This window comes from Azospirillum sp. TSH20, assembly GCF_003115935.1.
Classification (GTDB): Bacteria; Pseudomonadota; Alphaproteobacteria; order Azospirillales; family Azospirillaceae; genus Azospirillum.
The window spans coordinates 1-15,860 of the sequence record NZ_LGQU01000123.1 but is presented as its reverse complement, the minus strand read 5'-3'; the positions used below and the strand labels follow the sequence as shown (position 1 = coordinate 15,860).

At 65.1% G+C, this 15,860-nt stretch carries 20 protein-coding genes; 11 read left to right on the top strand and 9 right to left on the bottom strand.

Going from position 1 to position 15,860, the window contains the following annotated elements; genetic code table 11:
- The 3 genes from TSH20_RS29235 to TSH20_RS29225 form a co-directional block, all read left to right on the top strand.
- On the top strand, positions 1-1,397 hold a 1,397-nt coding region (locus TSH20_RS29235), incomplete at its 5' end, for a DDE-type integrase/transposase/recombinase (RefSeq protein ID WP_146207497.1).
- Positions 1,394-2,266: a TniB family NTP-binding protein gene (locus TSH20_RS29230; RefSeq protein WP_109156577.1), complete on the top strand. Its 873-nt coding sequence runs from the start codon at positions 1,394-1,396 to the stop codon at positions 2,264-2,266. The genes TSH20_RS29235 and TSH20_RS29230, both read left to right, overlap by 4 nt.
- Complete coding sequence (locus TSH20_RS29225; protein ID WP_109156576.1) at positions 2,266-3,792, top strand: TniQ family protein; 1,527 nt, start codon at positions 2,266-2,268, stop codon at positions 3,790-3,792. Before TSH20_RS29230 ends, TSH20_RS29225 begins: the two co-directional genes overlap by 1 nt.
- On the opposite strand, the gene TSH20_RS29220 is transcribed toward TSH20_RS29225, so the two are convergent.
- Entirely contained in the window at positions 3,767-4,996 is a 1,230-nt protein-coding gene (locus tag TSH20_RS29220) for a hypothetical protein (RefSeq protein ID WP_109156575.1), read from the bottom strand. The two genes, TSH20_RS29225 and TSH20_RS29220, sit on opposite strands and share 26 nt — an antisense overlap.
- A 172-nt stretch (positions 4,997-5,168) precedes the next feature.
- Here TSH20_RS29220 and TSH20_RS34750 point away from each other — a divergent pair, with 172 nt between their 5' ends.
- Positions 5,169-6,566 (top strand): tyrosine-type recombinase/integrase, encoded by a 1,398-nt coding sequence (locus tag TSH20_RS34750; RefSeq protein ID WP_146205396.1) that lies wholly within the window; start codon positions 5,169-5,171, stop codon positions 6,564-6,566.
- A gap of 63 nt (positions 6,567-6,629) precedes the next feature.
- Here the strand turns inward: TSH20_RS34750 and TSH20_RS29210 are convergent, their stop codons facing one another.
- The 4 genes from TSH20_RS29210 to TSH20_RS29195 all read right to left on the bottom strand — a co-directional run bounded on the left by TSH20_RS29210 (position 6,630) and on the right by TSH20_RS29195 (position 9,697).
- Positions 6,630-6,827, bottom strand: a complete 198-nt coding sequence (locus tag TSH20_RS29210; protein WP_109156574.1) for a hypothetical protein — start codon at positions 6,825-6,827, stop codon at positions 6,630-6,632.
- A gap of 149 nt (positions 6,828-6,976) precedes the next feature.
- Positions 6,977-7,273 (bottom strand): hypothetical protein, encoded by a 297-nt coding sequence (locus tag TSH20_RS29205; RefSeq protein ID WP_109156573.1) that lies wholly within the window; start codon positions 7,271-7,273, stop codon positions 6,977-6,979.
- A gap of 599 nt (positions 7,274-7,872) precedes the next feature.
- Positions 7,873-8,460, bottom strand: coding sequence for an exopolysaccharide biosynthesis protein (locus tag TSH20_RS29200; RefSeq protein ID WP_247871405.1), 588 nt, complete (start codon positions 8,458-8,460; stop codon positions 7,873-7,875).
- Between the two features lie 43 nt (positions 8,461-8,503).
- Positions 8,504-9,697, bottom strand: coding sequence for a histidine kinase dimerization/phosphoacceptor domain -containing protein (locus TSH20_RS29195; RefSeq protein WP_247871404.1), 1,194 nt, complete (start codon positions 9,695-9,697; stop codon positions 8,504-8,506).
- Between the two features lie 353 nt (positions 9,698-10,050).
- On the opposite strand from TSH20_RS29195, the gene TSH20_RS29190 reads away from it, so the two are divergent.
- From TSH20_RS29190 to TSH20_RS29180, 3 genes are all read left to right on the top strand, one after another.
- A complete protein-coding gene (locus tag TSH20_RS29190) occupies positions 10,051-10,572 on the top strand; it encodes a hypothetical protein (protein WP_109156570.1) in 522 nt (173 codons plus the stop codon).
- 79 nt (positions 10,573-10,651) lie between these two features.
- Entirely contained in the window at positions 10,652-11,050 is a 399-nt protein-coding gene (locus tag TSH20_RS29185; RefSeq protein ID WP_109156569.1) for a DUF2382 domain-containing protein, read from the top strand.
- Positions 11,051-11,105: 55 nt separating this feature from the next.
- Positions 11,106-11,834 carry a YsnF/AvaK domain-containing protein gene (locus tag TSH20_RS29180; protein WP_109156568.1) on the top strand — a complete coding sequence of 243 codons (729 nt, stop codon included), beginning with the start codon at positions 11,106-11,108 and terminating at the stop codon, positions 11,832-11,834.
- Positions 11,835-12,077: 243 nt separating this feature from the next.
- On the opposite strand, the gene TSH20_RS35120 is transcribed toward TSH20_RS29180, so the two are convergent.
- Positions 12,078-12,227 (bottom strand): hypothetical protein, encoded by a 150-nt coding sequence (locus TSH20_RS35120; protein WP_158282084.1) that lies wholly within the window; start codon positions 12,225-12,227, stop codon positions 12,078-12,080.
- Between the two features lie 2 nt (positions 12,228-12,229).
- Between TSH20_RS35120 and TSH20_RS29175 the strand changes: the two genes are divergently transcribed.
- The 3 genes from TSH20_RS29175 to TSH20_RS29165 are packed head-to-tail and all read left to right on the top strand — an operon-like array spanning position 12,230 to position 13,141.
- Positions 12,230-12,553 carry a hypothetical protein gene (locus TSH20_RS29175; RefSeq protein ID WP_246024684.1) on the top strand — a complete coding sequence of 108 codons (324 nt, stop codon included), beginning with the start codon at positions 12,230-12,232 and terminating at the stop codon, positions 12,551-12,553.
- Positions 12,550-12,789, top strand: a complete 240-nt coding sequence (locus TSH20_RS29170; RefSeq protein ID WP_109156567.1) for a hypothetical protein — start codon at positions 12,550-12,552, stop codon at positions 12,787-12,789. The genes TSH20_RS29175 and TSH20_RS29170 overlap by 4 nt, the downstream gene beginning before the upstream one ends.
- 4 nt (positions 12,790-12,793) lie before the next feature.
- Positions 12,794-13,141 (top strand): hypothetical protein, encoded by a 348-nt coding sequence (locus TSH20_RS29165; protein ID WP_109156566.1) that lies wholly within the window; start codon positions 12,794-12,796, stop codon positions 13,139-13,141.
- 37 nt (positions 13,142-13,178) lie between these two features.
- On the opposite strand, the gene TSH20_RS29160 is transcribed toward TSH20_RS29165, so the two are convergent.
- Both TSH20_RS29160 and TSH20_RS29155 read right to left on the bottom strand, forming a co-directional pair.
- The gene (locus TSH20_RS29160; RefSeq protein WP_109156565.1) at positions 13,179-13,988 is read right to left on the bottom strand and encodes a transglutaminase family protein; all 810 of its coding nucleotides are present in this window, start codon (positions 13,986-13,988) and stop codon (positions 13,179-13,181) included.
- A gap of 340 nt (positions 13,989-14,328) precedes the next feature.
- Positions 14,329-14,709 (bottom strand): response regulator, encoded by a 381-nt coding sequence (locus TSH20_RS29155; protein ID WP_109156564.1) that lies wholly within the window; start codon positions 14,707-14,709, stop codon positions 14,329-14,331.
- A 445-nt stretch (positions 14,710-15,154) separates the two neighbouring features.
- Between TSH20_RS29155 and TSH20_RS34745 the strand changes: the two genes are divergently transcribed.
- Positions 15,155-15,484 carry a hypothetical protein gene (locus TSH20_RS34745; RefSeq protein ID WP_146205395.1) on the top strand — a complete coding sequence of 110 codons (330 nt, stop codon included), beginning with the start codon at positions 15,155-15,157 and terminating at the stop codon, positions 15,482-15,484.
- A 191-nt stretch (positions 15,485-15,675) separates the two neighbouring features.
- Here the strand turns inward: TSH20_RS34745 and TSH20_RS35115 are convergent.
- On the bottom strand, positions 15,676-15,860 hold a 185-nt coding region (locus TSH20_RS35115), incomplete at its 5' end, for a hypothetical protein (RefSeq protein ID WP_211100364.1).

The following is a 15,860-nucleotide window of genomic DNA, read 5'->3' as shown; positions in this document are numbered from 1 at the left end:
CTTCAAATCGGAATGCCGGCCGGCTTGCGATCGGAACACTGGCCGCTTTGGCGTCGGAAACCGTGGCCGCTTTCAGTCGGAATCTGCAGTCGGTCTCGTTCAACACGGTGAAGAGCCGTCTCTGGAAGCATTGGACGGCCGAAGAGGTGGCACGTCGGCGTGGCGAGACCGTCAGAGTGCGCAAGCATCGGCACCGGGGCGGTTCGCTGGTGCCGGACTATCCTCTGCAAATCTGCCAGATCGACGAGACGGAAATCGACGTGCTCGCTGTTGACGACGCGGGGCACCTGCTGAAGCGGCTTTGGCTCATCGTTCTGGTCGACGTGCTGACCCACATGATCCTGGGCTTCTGGCTGTGGCCGCGGTCGGCCAACCGGGAGGCGATCGGACTGTGCCTTCAGCACGCCATCCGCCCGAAGGGAGCGTACTTTCAGAAGTTCGGCCTCGAAGCCACGGATGTCTTCGGCCGACCGGAGCGCATCATTTCGGATCGGGCGGCCTGGTACAAGGCTCTGAAAGGCCACCGTGGCCTGGAGGATCTCCGCATCACGGTGGATCCCCGGCATGGCGAGCCGCATATCCGCAACGTGGTCGAACGCCTGCAGGGATCGATCAACCAGCAGCTCCGCAAGGCCCGCGGGCAGACCGGCCGGTCCGTCGCCGACAGAGGCGACTATCCCGCCGAGGACCGCGCCTGCCTCACCTATGAGCAGATCGAGAAGGCGGCGGCCATCACCGCGTTCCGCATCTGCAACGGGGAAATGGATGAGAAAACCCGTAAGCGCCCTGATCTTGAATGGAGCAAGCACGCCTCCCGGATTCCCGAGCATCTCCTGACCGTCGACTGGGAGGAGGTGCAACTCGCCTTTTTGCCGGAAAGCACATGCAGCTTGTCCAGCAAAGGCATTGCGGCCTTCGGCCTCTTTTACTGGAAGCCGGACGATGTCCGGCTGGCCGAGCTTTACGCCAACCGCGGACGCGAAAAGCTACGGATCAAGGTCAACCGCAATGACGTCAGCCACATCTACCTGTGGCACCCGACGCTGATGCAATGGCTCACGGTCCCCCGCGCCGACGGCGTGCTGACCCCCATGACGGCCTGGGAACTGGACGCCCAAAATGGCCGGGAGCGCCAGGAGGCGGGCACCTCCTGGGCGGAGCGAGGGAAATCACGCGAAATGGTGGACGAGGCGCTGACTCCGCCCCCACGGCCTCGCAAAGCGCGGGTCAGCCGGAAGGCGGCCAGCGACGCCTTGGCGGCGCGCGTCGCCAGTGAGGCCCCCAAACCCTATGCGGCGGATATGGAGATCAACCGTCTCAAGACCACCGGAGACGGTCTGGGAGTCTTGCCGTCGACGGATGACAGTTTCGAGGTCGAGCACTGGGGGGCGTCATGACCGACCATCTGAACGAGGACGCACGACAGCGGCTTGAAACCCTCAGCGATGAGGAGCGCTGCCTGTACCTGGGGGAAACGCGGTGGATTGGCTATCCGGCCGCCGTGAGAGCCCTGACCGACCTCGTGAGACTCCGGGAGCGACCGAAATCCACCCGAACCACGGGGGTCGCGGTGTGCGGCCCGTTCCGCAACGGCAAAACCATGGTTGCGGATCGCTTCCTGAAAACGCCGTCGGTCCAAATGCGCCCCGTCTACTACTATCAGATGCCCAGCGAACCCTCCCGCGCGGAGTTCCTGTCCGGCCTCATCCGGGCGATGGGCCGCGTGCCGGACCCGACCAACCGCACGATCGATGGCCGGCGCCAGCAGATGATGGATCTGTTCGGAGAATACGAACCCCGCGTCATCATCTTCGATGACGCGCACCACGGCTTCCGCGGCAGCGGTGCCAAGGAATTTCACACCCTGCTGCGCGTGATGGGGCATGAGTGGGATATTTCACCCGTGCTGATCGGTGACCGGTCGCTGGCGGAGGTGATCCACAACGACGGAGAACTGCGCACCCGCCTGACAAGCGCCCCACTGCCCCGTTGGCAATACGATGCCGATTATGCCCGCCTCCTGAACAGCCTGATCCTCAGCCTGCCACTGCGCCGGAAATCGGACTTGACGGAGGACACGCTGGCCAAGCGCATCTTTCTGACATCAGAAGGGTTGATCGGCGACATCGTGCAGACCGTCACGGCGACCGCCGTCGAAGCTGTGCGCCGCGGCGAGGAACGGATCACCGTGGCGCTGTTCGACGACATGAAGTTTCGTCCACCCTCCAAACGGTTTTCCGCACAGGATTTGCTGGGGCTGGGGTGATGGCACCGTCGCCCTCCCTCCCGGACACCGGACCTTTCCCGGTTGAGCTGTTGGAACGGGGCCGTCCGACGGGGGAGCGCTGGGCCACCGATCCCGTCCCGTTTCCAGACGAGCTGTTCAGCAGTTGGCTGGCCCGGATGGCCCACGCCAACGCGATGGGGCCGGACAGCTTCCTGACTCATCTGCGACTGAAAAGCCGGATAGCGGTCGCCGATCCGGATCGTGAACAGGCGCCGCGCCTGATCGCCTACCTGGAACGCCAGACCGGCCATCGCGGCCGGATTGGCCCGCTGCAACGGTTTGCCCATCCGATTGGCCGGCCTTGGGCCGGCACGGTTGTCGCCCCCCGCTTCTGTCCGCTGTGCTGGCGCGAGGATGCCAGCCCCTACCTGCCCTGGTTCTGGCGGGTTGACGTGGCAGCGGTGTGCGTCCGGCACAACCGGTTCCTCCACGACCGTTGCCCGCGGTGCCTTGCTGAACTGGTGCCGCTCCACGGTTCGGCGCGTCGTCCATTGTGGCGCTGCCATGCCTGTGGCACCGATCTTCGCACCGTCCCGGCCGCGAAGGCTCCGCGCACCGTGGTCCGGGGACAGCAACTGCTCCTGGAGCTGGCAGCTCTGGCCGAAGACATCGACCGGCCGGAACTGATCGAGCATGCACTGACCGCGTTCCGGGCATTGGGCGGCAAACCGAACGGCGCAGCCTGGACCCTTCGTCAGCGATTGCACGCGGTGGGCGCCTCCTTGGCCGCCGCCCATGAGGTGTTGGTGGCGCCGGCGACAGGGTTCACCCGCACCCTCCTTGTACGGCTCCTGGCGGGGGGATCGCTGGATGCTCTCGACACGACGGTTCTGCTGCCGGCCCGCTGCTGGCCGTCCATTGAGGAGGCCATGCGGCCACCACGACAGCGTCGGCGGCCGGTCGGAGCCGACCGTTCCGCCCTGGTGGGCGCCTATGCCCAGATCTGGAGCCGGATAACCCCGGCCCGGGCCTTGGCCATCGGCCTGACCAGCGACGTCCGCTCTGCACCCGTGACCGAGGTACGGAGCGCGACTGTTGCGGACGTGAAAGCCGCGGCCCAGTTGCTCGACCGACGGTCCGCAGCTGGCTCCGAAATCAAAAGCTGGATGGGGGTCATAAACGGGTGGCTGAATTCCCCCCGCGTTCACCTCACCATCGGCACCATCGACACCCGGGTCGTGCAACTGGCCCTGTTCGTCGACGCCATCCTCACCGTTCTGGTGGTGGAGGCCGCGTTGGAGGATCAGCTCCCCACCTTTCTGCGGGTGCTCCGACAGGCGGTCCATCGACGGTGCCTTCTGGCGGGCGCCCAAGCCATGGATACCGGGGTCTCGCCGAACCGGGTGGTCCTGTTCGAAGCCGCCGGCTGGCGGCGTCATGGACAGGCGCCTTACCGGTTTGCCTGCGATTTCCTCATGGCGCCGCGCCACGGTCCGCCGGTCCACATGCGCTATGGCCTGTTGGATGAAGCCCAATCGTTCAGCGGCCGGGCGGCAGGAAGCTGAGATCGCAAGCCCAGACCCGCTCACCGCCGCGGTCGGCGATGTCGCGCACCACGCCGGCCTTGGCGAGCTGCTCCACCAGCAGATGCACCCCGCGCAGCGACAGGCCGCAGCGCCCCTTCAGCTCGCCCGCCACCCGGCTGATAGTGAAGGCCGGACGGTCGTGCAGCCAGTCCAGCACGTCGGGCAGGCGCGAGCTGCTGCGCCGCGGCGCAGCAGCCAGCCGCGTCTCCCAGTGTTCCTGCAGCAGATCGAGCTGACGCAGCCGCTCCAGCTCATGCGCCACCAGCTCGGGCATGCTGTCGAGGACCCAGCGCGTCCAGGCGCTCTCCGTCCCGGCCAGGGCAAGCCGGTAGCCGGTGACGTCGCGGGCGAGGGCCGCCGTCAGCGGCGGCCAAGCGTGATGCAGCCGGCAGGCCTCGCGGACCAGGGCGGGGGCGGCAAGCCACACCACCACACTCCACCAGGAGGTCGGCGGCCGCTCCGACGCCACCGCAGCCCGCAAGGCGGCGCTCTCGGCATCGTCATCCGGACCGGGGCGGAGCGGCGCTCCCGGATCGGGGCGCAGCGCCAGGGCGCGGGTCGCCGCCGCCGCCCCGAGCAGGCCGGGGGCGGCCGCCAGGGCCTCGGCCACCGCCTCCAGCGCCGGACCGGCATCGGCGGCACGGGCTTCACCCAGGCCGGCCGCTCGCCCGCCCTGGGCAACACTCCAGCGCCGGTGCAGTTCGTCCAGCCAGGGTCGGGTCCAAGGCGTCAGCGGCGGCGGGAGGGCAGCGGCCTCGTCGCCTTCGTCCTCCAAGTCTTCACCGTCCCCGAGTTCGACCGCCTCCAGGGCGGCGATCGAGGCGCGCACCGCGGCCACGACGTCCCCTGGGTCTACCTCCCTGGCCGGGACCGCTGCGGGCCGGACGGAGGTGCGCTCCGGCGGCAGGGCGGCGGTCAGGCCAGCCGGCAGCTGGGCGAACAGCGGCACCAGCAGGGCGGCGCGGGCAGCCTCGCCCTGGGCGTGCTCCGGCGCGGCGAGGGCGCGCTGGAAGTCGTGGGCGTCGAGGCGGTGGCCGTCGAGGCGGATCACCGCGGCGGCCGAGCGGCGGGCGGCATCGGCGGCGAGGCGTCGGCGCCGCGCCGGGTCGGCGAGGGCCTGGTCGAGGCGGCCGAGCGCGCGTTCGGCGGCGAGCAGAGCGGGGAGAAGGGAGAGGAGGATCATCGCGGCTCCAGGAAAGCCGCGTCAGGTTAGCCGATTGCAGTGATTTTTACTAACTGCACCGACATCGAAGGGTAGGAAAAACCGGCTTTTGATAACACTTCGATAATGACAGTTATCAATGCGTTATCAATATCCGATAGACCCCGGCGCTCGGCGCCGCTAGGATGGCGCCATGCCCACAGACCGCACGCTGACGGCCCCGGACGCCGCCGTTCCCTTCGCGTTTGAGCCGATCCTGTCAGCCGATGACGTTGATCGCCTCCGCGCCGCCTTCGCCACCCGGACGATCGCGGCGTCCACCCGACGCGCCCTGCTCGGCGACGGGCGTCTGTTCGTGAGTTGGTGCGGACAGACCAAGCGCCAAGCGATGCCGGCCAGCCGGGAGACGGTGGACGCTTTCCTTGCCGCGGCGGCGGCCGACGGCCGGTCGACCGCCACCCTGCGGCGCTACCGCAGTTCGCTCGCCTGGTGGCACGCCGCCGGCGGCTTCGCCAATCCGTGCGCCGGGTCGGCCGTGGCGGTGCCGGTGCCCGCGACCACCCTCACCGATGCCGCCATGGCCGCGCTGCGTGCCTTCATGGACCTCGCCCAGCGCGGTTACGCCCCCGCGACGCTGCGCGCCACCGAAGCCGACGCCCGCCGGTTCGCAGCCTGGTGCGGACCGCAGGGGCTGTCCTGGCTGCCGGCCGATCCGGAAACGGTGCGGCGCTACATCCAGGAGATCGGCACGGCCCGCAAGCCGACGACCGTGGCACGCTACCTCGCGTCGATCGCCTTGCTGCACCGGGCCGCTGGCCACGAGAATCCGTGCCGGCACTGGCGTGTCGACTTGGAACGCCGTGGCCATGCCCGCTTGCCGCATGGCCAGCGGCGGCAGGCGGCCGCCCTGACCGACGCCGTGCTGGCGCCGATCCTCGACCGTCTCGATCCGGAGCAGCCGGATCGGTCGAAACCGCTGAAGCCGATCGATCTCCGCGACCGGGCGCTGCTGCTGGTCGGTCGCGACACCCTGGCCCGCGCCGATGAGTTGGTGGCCTTGCGTTGGGACGACCTCCATCCGGTCGACTTGGCCTTGAACCCGGACGCGCAGCTGGGCGAGGCGACCATCCGCATCCGTCGCTCCAAGACCGATCAGGAGGGGCACGGGGCCGAGGCTTGGCTCTCGGCCGAAACCGTTGCGGCGCTCACGGTTTGGCGGGCAGTGGCGCCGCGGTGGCCGGCCGAACCGGGGGATGAGGGGCCGCACACCCGGGACGGGGCTTTCCTGTTCTGCCACCTGTCGCGCAGCGGCGCCGGCGAGCGGATGAGCCCGGCGGCGGTGCGCCGCGTGGTGGAGCGGCGCACCGGCGAAGCGGACCCGCTCGCCGTCGGCTTCAGCGGCCACAGCTTGCGCGTCGGCGCCGCCCAGGATCTGCTGGCCGCCGGCGTCGACCTGCCCGGGCTGATGCAGGCGGGACGCTGGTCCTCGCCGGTGATGCCGGCCCGCTACACCGAGCGCCTGCGGGCGACGCGCGGCGCGGTGGCGCGGGTCCGGCGGGAAAAGGGAAAGGACGGGAGGAAGCCGCTGTAACGGACCGGGATCATTGGCAATTACATTTGGACGATCGGACTTGAAATTCGATTGAACAGCACTTCACTCCTTGGCGTGCTCCTGCGGCTGCGCACCACCGTCGTCGTCCCAGCCACGAAGCCGGGCACCACGCTCCAGCTGGCGTTGCCGCTCATCGGCAATGCTCACGGCAACCGGGAACGCCGAAGCGGTCTGAATGAACATTTTCCCGCGCAGAAAATGGACCGACGACGGGCGCTTGCTTGGCTGGGTGGCGTGCATGACAGCTTCTCCTCTCCGGTGCGGTCCAATAAGACCTGGACTGACTGCACCGCTCTCGTGTGTTCCTCGCCATAACAGTCATCCCGGCATGAGGGTGAAGGCACCCGACCGGTCCTGACCCGGTTTTACGTGCCCTGCGAACCATCCCCCTACGAACCGTACTGGGGTTCCGTTTCCGCCGATGCCAGGATCCTGTCCAGTTCATCCGGGTCTATGAGCGCTGTCTGCGCCATGCCCGACCCTCCATTGGAGCGCCCATCGGCATGCGGCAGATGGATCCAGGTCGCAGTACGGCGATACACAGGGAAAGAGAGCGAGTCGATCAGCTCCTCGTCGGTTTCCACGACGTAGCTCCCCGCCGGTTGCACTCCGTCCATGCCGTTCAATTCAAAGGGTCGGGTGACCGTCACGGTCCTGGTGGTTGTGCGGGTGAATGCGGTGCTCATCGAACGGTGCTCCCGTGCGTGTCCGGCGGTTTCTGAAGGTGCTCTCCGGGTCAGGTCGCCGGTTGGACGAATGACCTGGTCATCGCATTTTGATGGCGAGGGAGGTGCCCGTTCGACGTGACGGGCTTGCGGCGGATGGCATCCTGCAGATGCGCACCGGGTGGTTGGGCGCAGCCGCCGTCGCAGCCGTCGTCTTTGCAGGACGTTCATCTTGCAGCAGACACTGCTATCCGCTGAAGCCCGAGAACGCCAACCCTGCGAGAAAGCCGACTGACATGCCAAGTGTCAGATAGGCCATGCTTTTCCATTTCGGCGCGGACAAAGCCCAGGCTGCACGCTCTGAAGCGGTCCACTCTGATAGCGTCGTATTCCTGAGCGTCATCGCAACCTCCCGCTACGGGTTTCATAATCAATATGGTGGCAATAATTTACACAACAATAATCGGCTCAAAATATTTACACCGAAGCTCATTTGATATGAAATCACATACACTTTGATTGCCTTAATCAATATACGATTTTTCTGCTTCAATCTGGAGTGCGGTCCTTTCCTCCGCTCCATCGGGGCAGGTCGCGGCGACGCCGTTGCGATGCCCGGCTCAAGACGCCATGAACCGGACCGCCTCGACCGATTGCCAGATGGTGAAAGTCGCAACGAAGAGAACGGCGGCGGCGGCGGCCAGGGACAGCGCCAGCAACACCCCGTCCTCCTCGAGGTAAGCCAGGGCGATCAGCATGATCGTCACGGCCGGCACGATGTTGCTCAGCGGGATCGGGACGAAGAAGACGCTTGTCAGCGCGAGAACGACCAGCCCGACAACGCGCGTCGTCGCGTCGAACGGCGTCTTCCAGCGCGGGTGTATGACCGTCTCCATGCGCCTCAACACCGGCACGGCACGATCGACCAGCCGGACCAGGCGCCGTGTCGAAAAGCGCCGGGACGTGATCATCCGGGGAAACACCGGACTCTCGCGCGCCAGGATCATCTGGATCGCGGGAATGGTCAGCAGCAGCCCGACGACCGGCGACGTTCCCGGCGCCAGCCCGATCAGCGCCAGCAGCAGCAGAACGATGCCGAAGGAGCGCTTGTGGAGTTTTTCCAGCAGCCAGCCGAGCGTGACGCAGTCGGCCGGAGCCTCGTCCAGCAAGCCACGCAGAACCTCGGATGTCGGGATATGCAGCGTCATGGCCGCCTCGCTCCGGCCGTTTGGACCCGTCGCCATCGGGCGGTCACGCCGGGATCGACACCGTGACGGTCGTGCCGGGGCCGGAGCTGACGGTCACGCCGCCCTCGATCTGCTTGGCCAGCAACTCCATCAGGGTGAGGCCGAGCGAGCCGGTCCGGCGTTCGTCGGGCATGCCGACGCCGTCGTCACCGATGCTCATGCACAGAAGGCTGCGCGAGCTGTGGCGGAACGAGACGGCGATGCGGCCGGGGCGTCCATCGGGGAAGGCGTATTTCAGCGCATTGATCATCGCTTCGTTGGCGATGAGGGCCAGCGGGATGGCCTGGTCCGGCTTCAGAAAGGCCTCGTCGGCGTCGACGTCCAGCACGATGTTCGGGCTGGGTGCGGCCCCGAAGGACGCCAGCAGGTCACGGCACAGCATCCCCAGATACCCGCCGAACTCGATCTCCTGCAGCCCCTGCGCCCGGTAGAGCTTCTCGTGGATCTCGGCCATGCGGTCCAGCCGCTCTACCGCACTGCGCAGCGCCTCCTGCACGGCCGCTTCCTGGCTCTGAGCGATGCTCAGCTGGATGCGCAGAAAGGACGAGGCCATCTGCAAGGTGTTCTTGACGCGGTGGTTCACCTCCCGCATCAGGTCGTCCTTGTCGCGCAGAAGCAAATCCTTGTCGTGCAGCGTGTTGCGCAGCACCCGTTCCACTTCGATGCGGCGCTCGACTTCACTGGCGAGCTGGCGGTTGAGTTGGTCCAGCCGCTCGGTCCGCGACGAGACACGGCGGTCGAGTTCCTCGTTGAGCTGCCGCAATTGGTCTTCGGCCGCCTTGCGCTCGGTGATGTCGACAAAGGAGGCGAAGTGGTAGCGGATGCGCCCCTCCTCGAAGACGGGGGCGACATGCTGGAGCACCCACAGCAGCTTTCCGTCCTTCCGGTAAAGCTGCACCCCGCGCACGATGGCCTCCCCGGCGCGCACGGTCAGATCGATGGCGCGCGCCACCTCCGGGTCTGTGTCGGCACCGGACAGGAGGTGATAGCTCCTGCCCAGCACCTCCTCCCGCGCATAGCCGCTCAGCTTGATGAACGCGGCGTTGACGAAGACGACCGGCACATCCGGCAGGGTCGGATCGGCGATCAGCATCGGCATCAAAGTCGATTCCGCGGCCACCACGAAGGGACCGCCACGCGCCTCCTCCGCATTGACCATCTTCTCTGCGTCCTTCTGGTCGCGGGGATTACCGGGCATGCAACGCTCCCTGCGTTTGGTCATTTCTTTTAAAAAGATACAGGTGCGGATCACAGGCTCATTATGCGCAAAAGTGGCGCCGTCACATCGCCCGACGCCCGATCGGACAGGACAAACATATTAATTGTCCAGCAAAAATAACTTCCTCGAAATCACGAATTTGAAAATACCGATCACATGCATTCAAATACCTTCTCCTTTTATCTTACGATTTATAGTGGATTCCTCACAATTATATTTCTGCGGCGATTGAATTTTTGCAGCGCAGCATAATATTTGCCTAAGTCATTCAGGTCGAGCCCGGCGCTCCCTGCCAGCACCCGACCACCATCCCGAACAGTCATGGAGACGATATGGACGACGGCACGCACCCGACTCCCACCACCCGCCCCACCATTCACAGCGCCAGCGACGAGGCCGCGGCAAGTGCCGAGGCATCCAAGAGGCCCAACATCCGCCCCAGCATCCGCAGCGCCAGTGAAGAGCAGGCGCCGAAAGTCGGCGCAGCGGCAGCGCAGGCCTCCCGCAGCGTCGGCCAGCAGTCGAGGCCCTGGCCGCCGAAGCTGCCCGGCGCCGGCAGCATGGGTAGTCTTCCGGATGCCGGACGGGCGATGGAATCCGGCAATGCTCTGGCAGCGGGTTATGGAGGGGTCTTCTCGGAGGCCGTCACCTTCATGAACCAGGCGGTCGACCGCCAGAACGAGATGATGAGCAGCATGCTCCGGGCCCGTGGCCCGCAGGACGTCATGATGGCGGGCAGCCGCTACCTGCTCGGCGGCTGGCTGGCCTTCTTCGAGGTCAATGTCCGCATTTCCCAGGCTGCATCCCGCTTTGCGGAAGACGCCAAGTACAACCCGACACGGCCCGGCCTCTGACACCGCTGGAATCCAACCGCCTCTTTCCAGCTTCCTGGTCCCGCGGAACCGCGGCACCAGAACCGCAGGAGGACCTCCGTTGACCAGTTCGGAAAGCGGGCCGCAGACGCTTATCGCCGTCGAAGAGCGGGTGAGCGTGCGCAAACATACCGAGGTGACCGGGACCGTCCGCGCCCACACCCTCAGCCACGAACACGAGCTGCCTGTCGAAACCGACCTGTCGGTGGAGACGCTTGAGGTCGAGCGGGTCGCTGTCGGTCGCTTCGTCGATGGCCCGATCCCCGACCGCCAGGACGGCGACACGACCGTCATCTCGGTGATCGAGGAGGTGGCGGTCGTGGAGGTCCGCCTGAAGCTGGTGGAAGAGGTTCGCATCACCCGCCGCACCACGAGCCGCAAGATGATCGACCACGTCACGGTGCGCCGTCAGGAGGTGGTCGTCGACCAGGACCCGCCACCGCACGCTCCCGCGGCCTGAGCGGCATGACTTACCTCAAGAACCTGAAATACTTTAAATCCTACTGGAGAATATCATGAGCACGATCGTCGTCGGACTTTACAAGGAAAGCGGTTCCGCCAAGAAGGCCTTCCAGGCATTGGTCGCGGCGGGCTGCCAGAAAGCGGACATCGAGACCTTCGGCGGCGCCGACAGCGCCGACAAAGCGGCCCAGGGTCTGCTGGAGCACGGCTTCGACAAGGAACTGGCCGAGCAGTATGGCGCGGCCATCCGGCAGGGCCACACCCTGGTGGCGGCCGACATCGCCGACCAGGATGCCGACGCGGCGGAAGCCATCCTCGACGAGAATGGATCCGTCGACCTGCCCACCCCCTCGGCGGCGGGTAAGCCGGCCCAGAAGGCGGCCAACGGCGGCAGCGTCGAGCAGGAGACCCTCCAGTCGGTGAAGGAGGAGGTCGAGATCGGCAAGCGCCGGGTCGCCAAGGGCGGGGTGAAGGCCACGTTGGAGGTCACCGAGACGCCGGTCCGGGAAACCGTGACGCTGCGCGACGAAACGGTGGATGTGGAACACCGCAAGGTCGACCGGCCTCTGAGCGCCGACGAGGAGAAGGCCGCCTTCGGCGAGAAGACCATCGAGCTGACGGCGACCTCCGAAAAGCCGGAGATCACCAAGGAGGCCCGCGTCGTCGAAGAGGTCGTTCTGTCCAAGACGGCGTCCGAACAGGAAAAGACCGTGGAGGCCGTCGCCCGCCGCACCGACGTCAAGGTGGAGCCGGTCGGCGGCAAGGCGGGCAACAAGCGCTGATTTGAAAAGCGCATGAAAACTGCGGACCTGAACCGCACATGAGGACGACAAGACAGCCTTCGCCTTGGTCACAACCATCTCGGTTGTGGTCGAGGCGAAGGCTGATCTGCCGAATGCCTCCAGAAGAACGCCGGCTCTTGCAAGTTCTGGAAAGATGCTGGACGACGGGGACAGTGCGATCCGCTCTTGCAGGTTGTCAGTCCTCCAAAAAACCATCCTTAATATTAATTGAAAAGTCCTTGTTCAATCACCAGATAAATTCTTCTGGGGCCACTCCAGGCTCTCTTCTTCATGCTGATGTTTCCAGGTCTGAAGCTCTTCCTGGCGTGACTCGATCCAGACGGCATGATCGCCGTCGTCTTTGCCGACAGACCGGCCCAGATCGGAGAGCACCCATGGATGCCAGGACAAGGCTCGCCTTCTTCATCTTGAAAACGCATTCCGGCTGGATTGTCCGGGCGGACGGCTTCGTCTATCCGCCCTGCACAACCCAAGCCGATGCGTTCGCCAAAGCCATTCGCGAAGCCAGAGCAGCGGAACGCCTCGGCTTCGCCAGCGTCGTGCTGGCACAATCGGCGGCGGGGGAACCCTGTTCTGTCCGCTGGTCCTGTGCCGGCGCCGCCGGAGTGCCAAGGGCAGACACCGAAACTCTGCAATCGGCAATTCCGCCCATGGCGGGCATCCCGCTGTTCGCACACCGACCGGAGGACCGCCGATGACCACCCTGTTCCACTCCATCGACGGGCGATACCCCCAAGGCGCCGACGTGCTGCGTGAACAGCTGCGCTGGGGGGACGCCGAACGCCGTTGGCATCCGGCACCCCACAACGATCCATCCGGCCGGCTGCCACCTGGCTACCCACCGCCGGGCCACGCCTGCCTACCGCAGGGCGCCCTGCTGACCCGTCTCACCATGGCTTGTGCCGCGGTCGGCACGACCGCCACGAAAGGGTGACCCCATGAGCCTTGTGGCCCATTACATCGTGTCATTCCAAGCGGATGGCTGGTTCATCATGCTTGAAGGGGAGCGCTACGGCCCCTTTCTCGACGGTCAGGTCAGCGCCCTCATCGTCGCGGTACAGGCCGCCAACCATGCCGGAAAGGATGGGCACGATGCCCGTGTTCTGCTGCACACGAAGGACGGAGGCGTCTCCACCGCCTGGATCTTCGGCACCGACAGCTACCCGTCACCCTGGGTGGAGGAACTGCATCGGATCGCCTTGCTGCCGCGCCGGGAGCGTGCCCGCGCGTCTGTCCCTCCGGGTCCCTCGATGACGCTGGATGTTGCGGTCGCCGGTCAGGCGTGACCGGACGGCGATGCCCACGGGCAGAGGGGGTGGGGAATCAGGTGGCCACCTCATCCGTCCAGACCTGGAACTCCGTCAGCGTGTTGGGGCCGAAGGTGTGGGTGAGCGGCACGTCGGCCGCGTCGCGCCCCTGCGCGATCAGGGTGCGCCCGATCCGGGGGGCATTGTTCCGCGGGTCGAAGACATGCCAGCGGCCGCCCAGATACACCTCCATCCAGGCCGCGAAATCCATCGGCGCATAAGGCGGCGGCAGGCCGATGTCGCTGATGTAGCCGGTGCAGTAGCGTGCGGGAATGTTCATCGCGCGGCAGAAGGCGATGGCGAGACGGGCGTAGTCGCGGCAGACCCCGCGCTTTTCGGCATAGGTCTGGGCGGCAGTCCGCGTCGGACGCGAATGCTCGTAGCCGAAGGTCACATGGCTGTGGACGAAGTCGCAGATCGCCTGAACCCGTGCCCAGCCCGGCGCGGTGCCCGAGAACAGCCGCCAAGCCTCATCCGACAGGACATCGGTCTCGCAATAGCGGCTGCCCAGCAGGAACAGCAGGGTGTCGGCCGGCAATTCATCGACACGGTGCTGGACGGCGCCGGGCTCGGCCGGATCCGGCACTCCACTGTCGCGGATGATGCTGTCGGCCCCGATGGTGACCAGGCCGGCGGGCGCCACCAGCCGGCTGCACCAGTTGCCGAAACTGTCGCGGTAGCCCTGGATCGGCACCGGAACGCTGGTGACCATATGGTCGGGACGCTCCAGGTCGCCGACGCGCATGTAATGCACGTTCAGCATCACGATCATCGGCGTGGGGGCGGGAAAGCTGAAATTCAACTGATAACCCAAGCGTATGCGCATGATGGCCTTCCGATGAAAAGACGTGCCGGTGACATACCGGTGCGTGTCGGCGCCGATCAGTAGCTGGAGGGAAAGGGGCAGGAATCCGGCTCTATGAGTGCGGACGTCCGGCCCCGGTTCCGGGATCGAAGGCTGACGCTGGGTGGTAACGGTCTCGCAACCGGAGCAACCGGCAGTTATGGTATCGAGTACAAGAGCGCGTTGAAGCGCTGTTGTGCCTTCTAGCTGTCAAGACAGAACTGTCTGCATCGTCGCGCCCGGTACACTCAAGGTCCTTTGACCGCGCTTGGTGATAGCTTCCGAAAGGTACGCCTGGGTCATCGCGCGGTTCCTGGTTTTTTCATCGATCAGTTGTCGTCTCCTGGCGGGGCAGGAGAGATCTGACGTGATGAATCAATGTGGAAAGACTGTAGGGCTTGCGCAGGACGATCAGCCGTCCCGGCACCTCCTGCGGAATGTATTCGCTGTAGCCGGTCATGATGATGACCGGCAACTCGGCGTTCCGACGCCGGATCATTCGGATCAGAGCCTCGCCGCCCATGACAGGCATCCGCATGTCGGTCAACAAAATGGCAGCAGGATCCTTTTCATCAACCTCCAGCGCCTGCACCCCATTTTGAGTGAGGGTGACCCGGTAGCCTTCAGCCTCGAGGAACTCTGCCAACGCTGTCGCCGTAAGATTTTCATCCTCGGCGATGAGAAGGTGAGGATGATTGAGCATGCTTCGATACCAACACACCCGGAATGATTTGGACAGCCATTAATGCTCATGTGCCGCTCTCAGAGCGGAAACCTGCATGGCTCTTTTGCTCCAGGAGCGCTTTATTGCAGCGGCAATGGCGACAGCGTTGCCTTAGCTCGACCGGCGTGAAGCGTTTGTTTCAAACGATCTGCTGTAATATCATCCGACGGCAGGCCGTCACCGCGTCGCAAGACACTCTCTGGCCGCTGGGCTGACCACCGCCACGAAGACCGAGGAGTGCGCCGTTCCCGTTCCCGATCCAGGAAATGGCGATGCACCGCAGGGCAGGTTCCCTCCATGCAGCGGCACTTCCATACGCTTCGAAAGACGTATCGCACATGATTTCCATCACCCGGACGGAAATCACTCCATCATCACTTCGGAATGTCTAAAATATTGACCGCTCCAGATCGGCGTGAACACAATGCCGGAGAAGCCACTCATCTGCCGATTTTCGGTGAAACTCGACGGAGAGTTCCATACGGTCACGGCCTCTATTCATCTCGACGTCCCTACATTCGTGAGATTTGAGATGAATGCTCCATCAGGCAATTCCCCATCCATGGTTGTGGCCATGTGGAGTGACGGGCAATGGAATGTCTTCGAAGGTGATCGAAGTGCCGACCCACGGCACCTGCTGGCCATCACCCTGGCCTTCGGCACAATGACCTTTGGTCCTCCTGGCGGTGATTGGCTGCTTGTTCGGGATCTCCTGATCAACCTCACCCAGTCGGCTGTGGTTCATTACCGCTGACGGGCGCCGGTGGCGATGCCAGGACTGCGCACCCCGAGCATCAGGCTCATAAACTCGTGGATCGTCGGTCTGCAATTGAAAGGTTTCCCCAAGAAAAATCCTTTTCATTACAGTGGCCTACGACTGCAACCCGATCGACTCAGCCTGACCGGGGCACTTATTTTGACGCCCAAATCTTGCAAAGAAAATTTTCAAAAGAAAGCGACAAGCACCGTCCCTTTCGCCGGTCCCAGCGCCTCCTCCATCCGCGCCACCGCATCGTCAGTCCCGAGGGGGGCGAGAGGGGAAGTGTCGTCATCCACGGCGTCACGACCGGCATCGTCGGCGAGCATCTGCCGCATCAGGTCGAGCGCCAGCATGGTCGCCCCCCAGTCGC

What these genes read in the sequence shown, in the direction of transcription:
- TSH20_RS29225 (WP_109156576.1), top strand. Translation starts at nt 2,266, where the DNA reads ATGGCACCGTCGCCCTCCCTCCCGGACACCGGACCTTTCCCGGTTGAG.
- TSH20_RS29175 (WP_246024684.1), top strand. Translation starts at nt 12,230, where the DNA reads ATGGATGCCAGGACAAGGCTCGCCTTCTTCATCTTGAAAACGCATTCC.
- TSH20_RS29230 (WP_109156577.1), top strand. Translation starts at nt 1,394, where the DNA reads ATGACCGACCATCTGAACGAGGACGCACGACAGCGGCTTGAAACCCTC.
- TSH20_RS34745 (WP_146205395.1), top strand. Translation starts at nt 15,155, where the DNA reads ATGCCGGAGAAGCCACTCATCTGCCGATTTTCGGTGAAACTCGACGGA.
- TSH20_RS29190 (WP_109156570.1), top strand. Translation starts at nt 10,051, where the DNA reads ATGGACGACGGCACGCACCCGACTCCCACCACCCGCCCCACCATTCAC.
- TSH20_RS29160 (WP_109156565.1), bottom strand. Translation starts at nt 13,988, where the DNA reads ATGCGCATACGCTTGGGTTATCAGTTGAATTTCAGCTTTCCCGCCCCC.
- TSH20_RS29220 (WP_109156575.1), bottom strand. Translation starts at nt 4,996, where the DNA reads ATGATCCTCCTCTCCCTTCTCCCCGCTCTGCTCGCCGCCGAACGCGCG.
- TSH20_RS29155 (WP_109156564.1), bottom strand. Translation starts at nt 14,709, where the DNA reads ATGCTCAATCATCCTCACCTTCTCATCGCCGAGGATGAAAATCTTACG.
- TSH20_RS29205 (WP_109156573.1), bottom strand. Translation starts at nt 7,273, where the DNA reads ATGAGCACCGCATTCACCCGCACAACCACCAGGACCGTGACGGTCACC.
- TSH20_RS29165 (WP_109156566.1), top strand. Translation starts at nt 12,794, where the DNA reads ATGAGCCTTGTGGCCCATTACATCGTGTCATTCCAAGCGGATGGCTGG.
- TSH20_RS29200 (WP_247871405.1), bottom strand. Translation starts at nt 8,460, where the DNA reads ATGACGCTGCATATCCCGACATCCGAGGTTCTGCGTGGCTTGCTGGAC.
- TSH20_RS29195 (WP_247871404.1), bottom strand. Translation starts at nt 9,697, where the DNA reads ATGCCCGGTAATCCCCGCGACCAGAAGGACGCAGAGAAGATGGTCAAT.
- TSH20_RS29210 (WP_109156574.1), bottom strand. Translation starts at nt 6,827, where the DNA reads ATGCACGCCACCCAGCCAAGCAAGCGCCCGTCGTCGGTCCATTTTCTG.
- TSH20_RS29170 (WP_109156567.1), top strand. Translation starts at nt 12,550, where the DNA reads ATGACCACCCTGTTCCACTCCATCGACGGGCGATACCCCCAAGGCGCC.
- TSH20_RS29180 (WP_109156568.1), top strand. Translation starts at nt 11,106, where the DNA reads ATGAGCACGATCGTCGTCGGACTTTACAAGGAAAGCGGTTCCGCCAAG.
- TSH20_RS34750 (WP_146205396.1), top strand. Translation starts at nt 5,169, where the DNA reads ATGCCCACAGACCGCACGCTGACGGCCCCGGACGCCGCCGTTCCCTTC.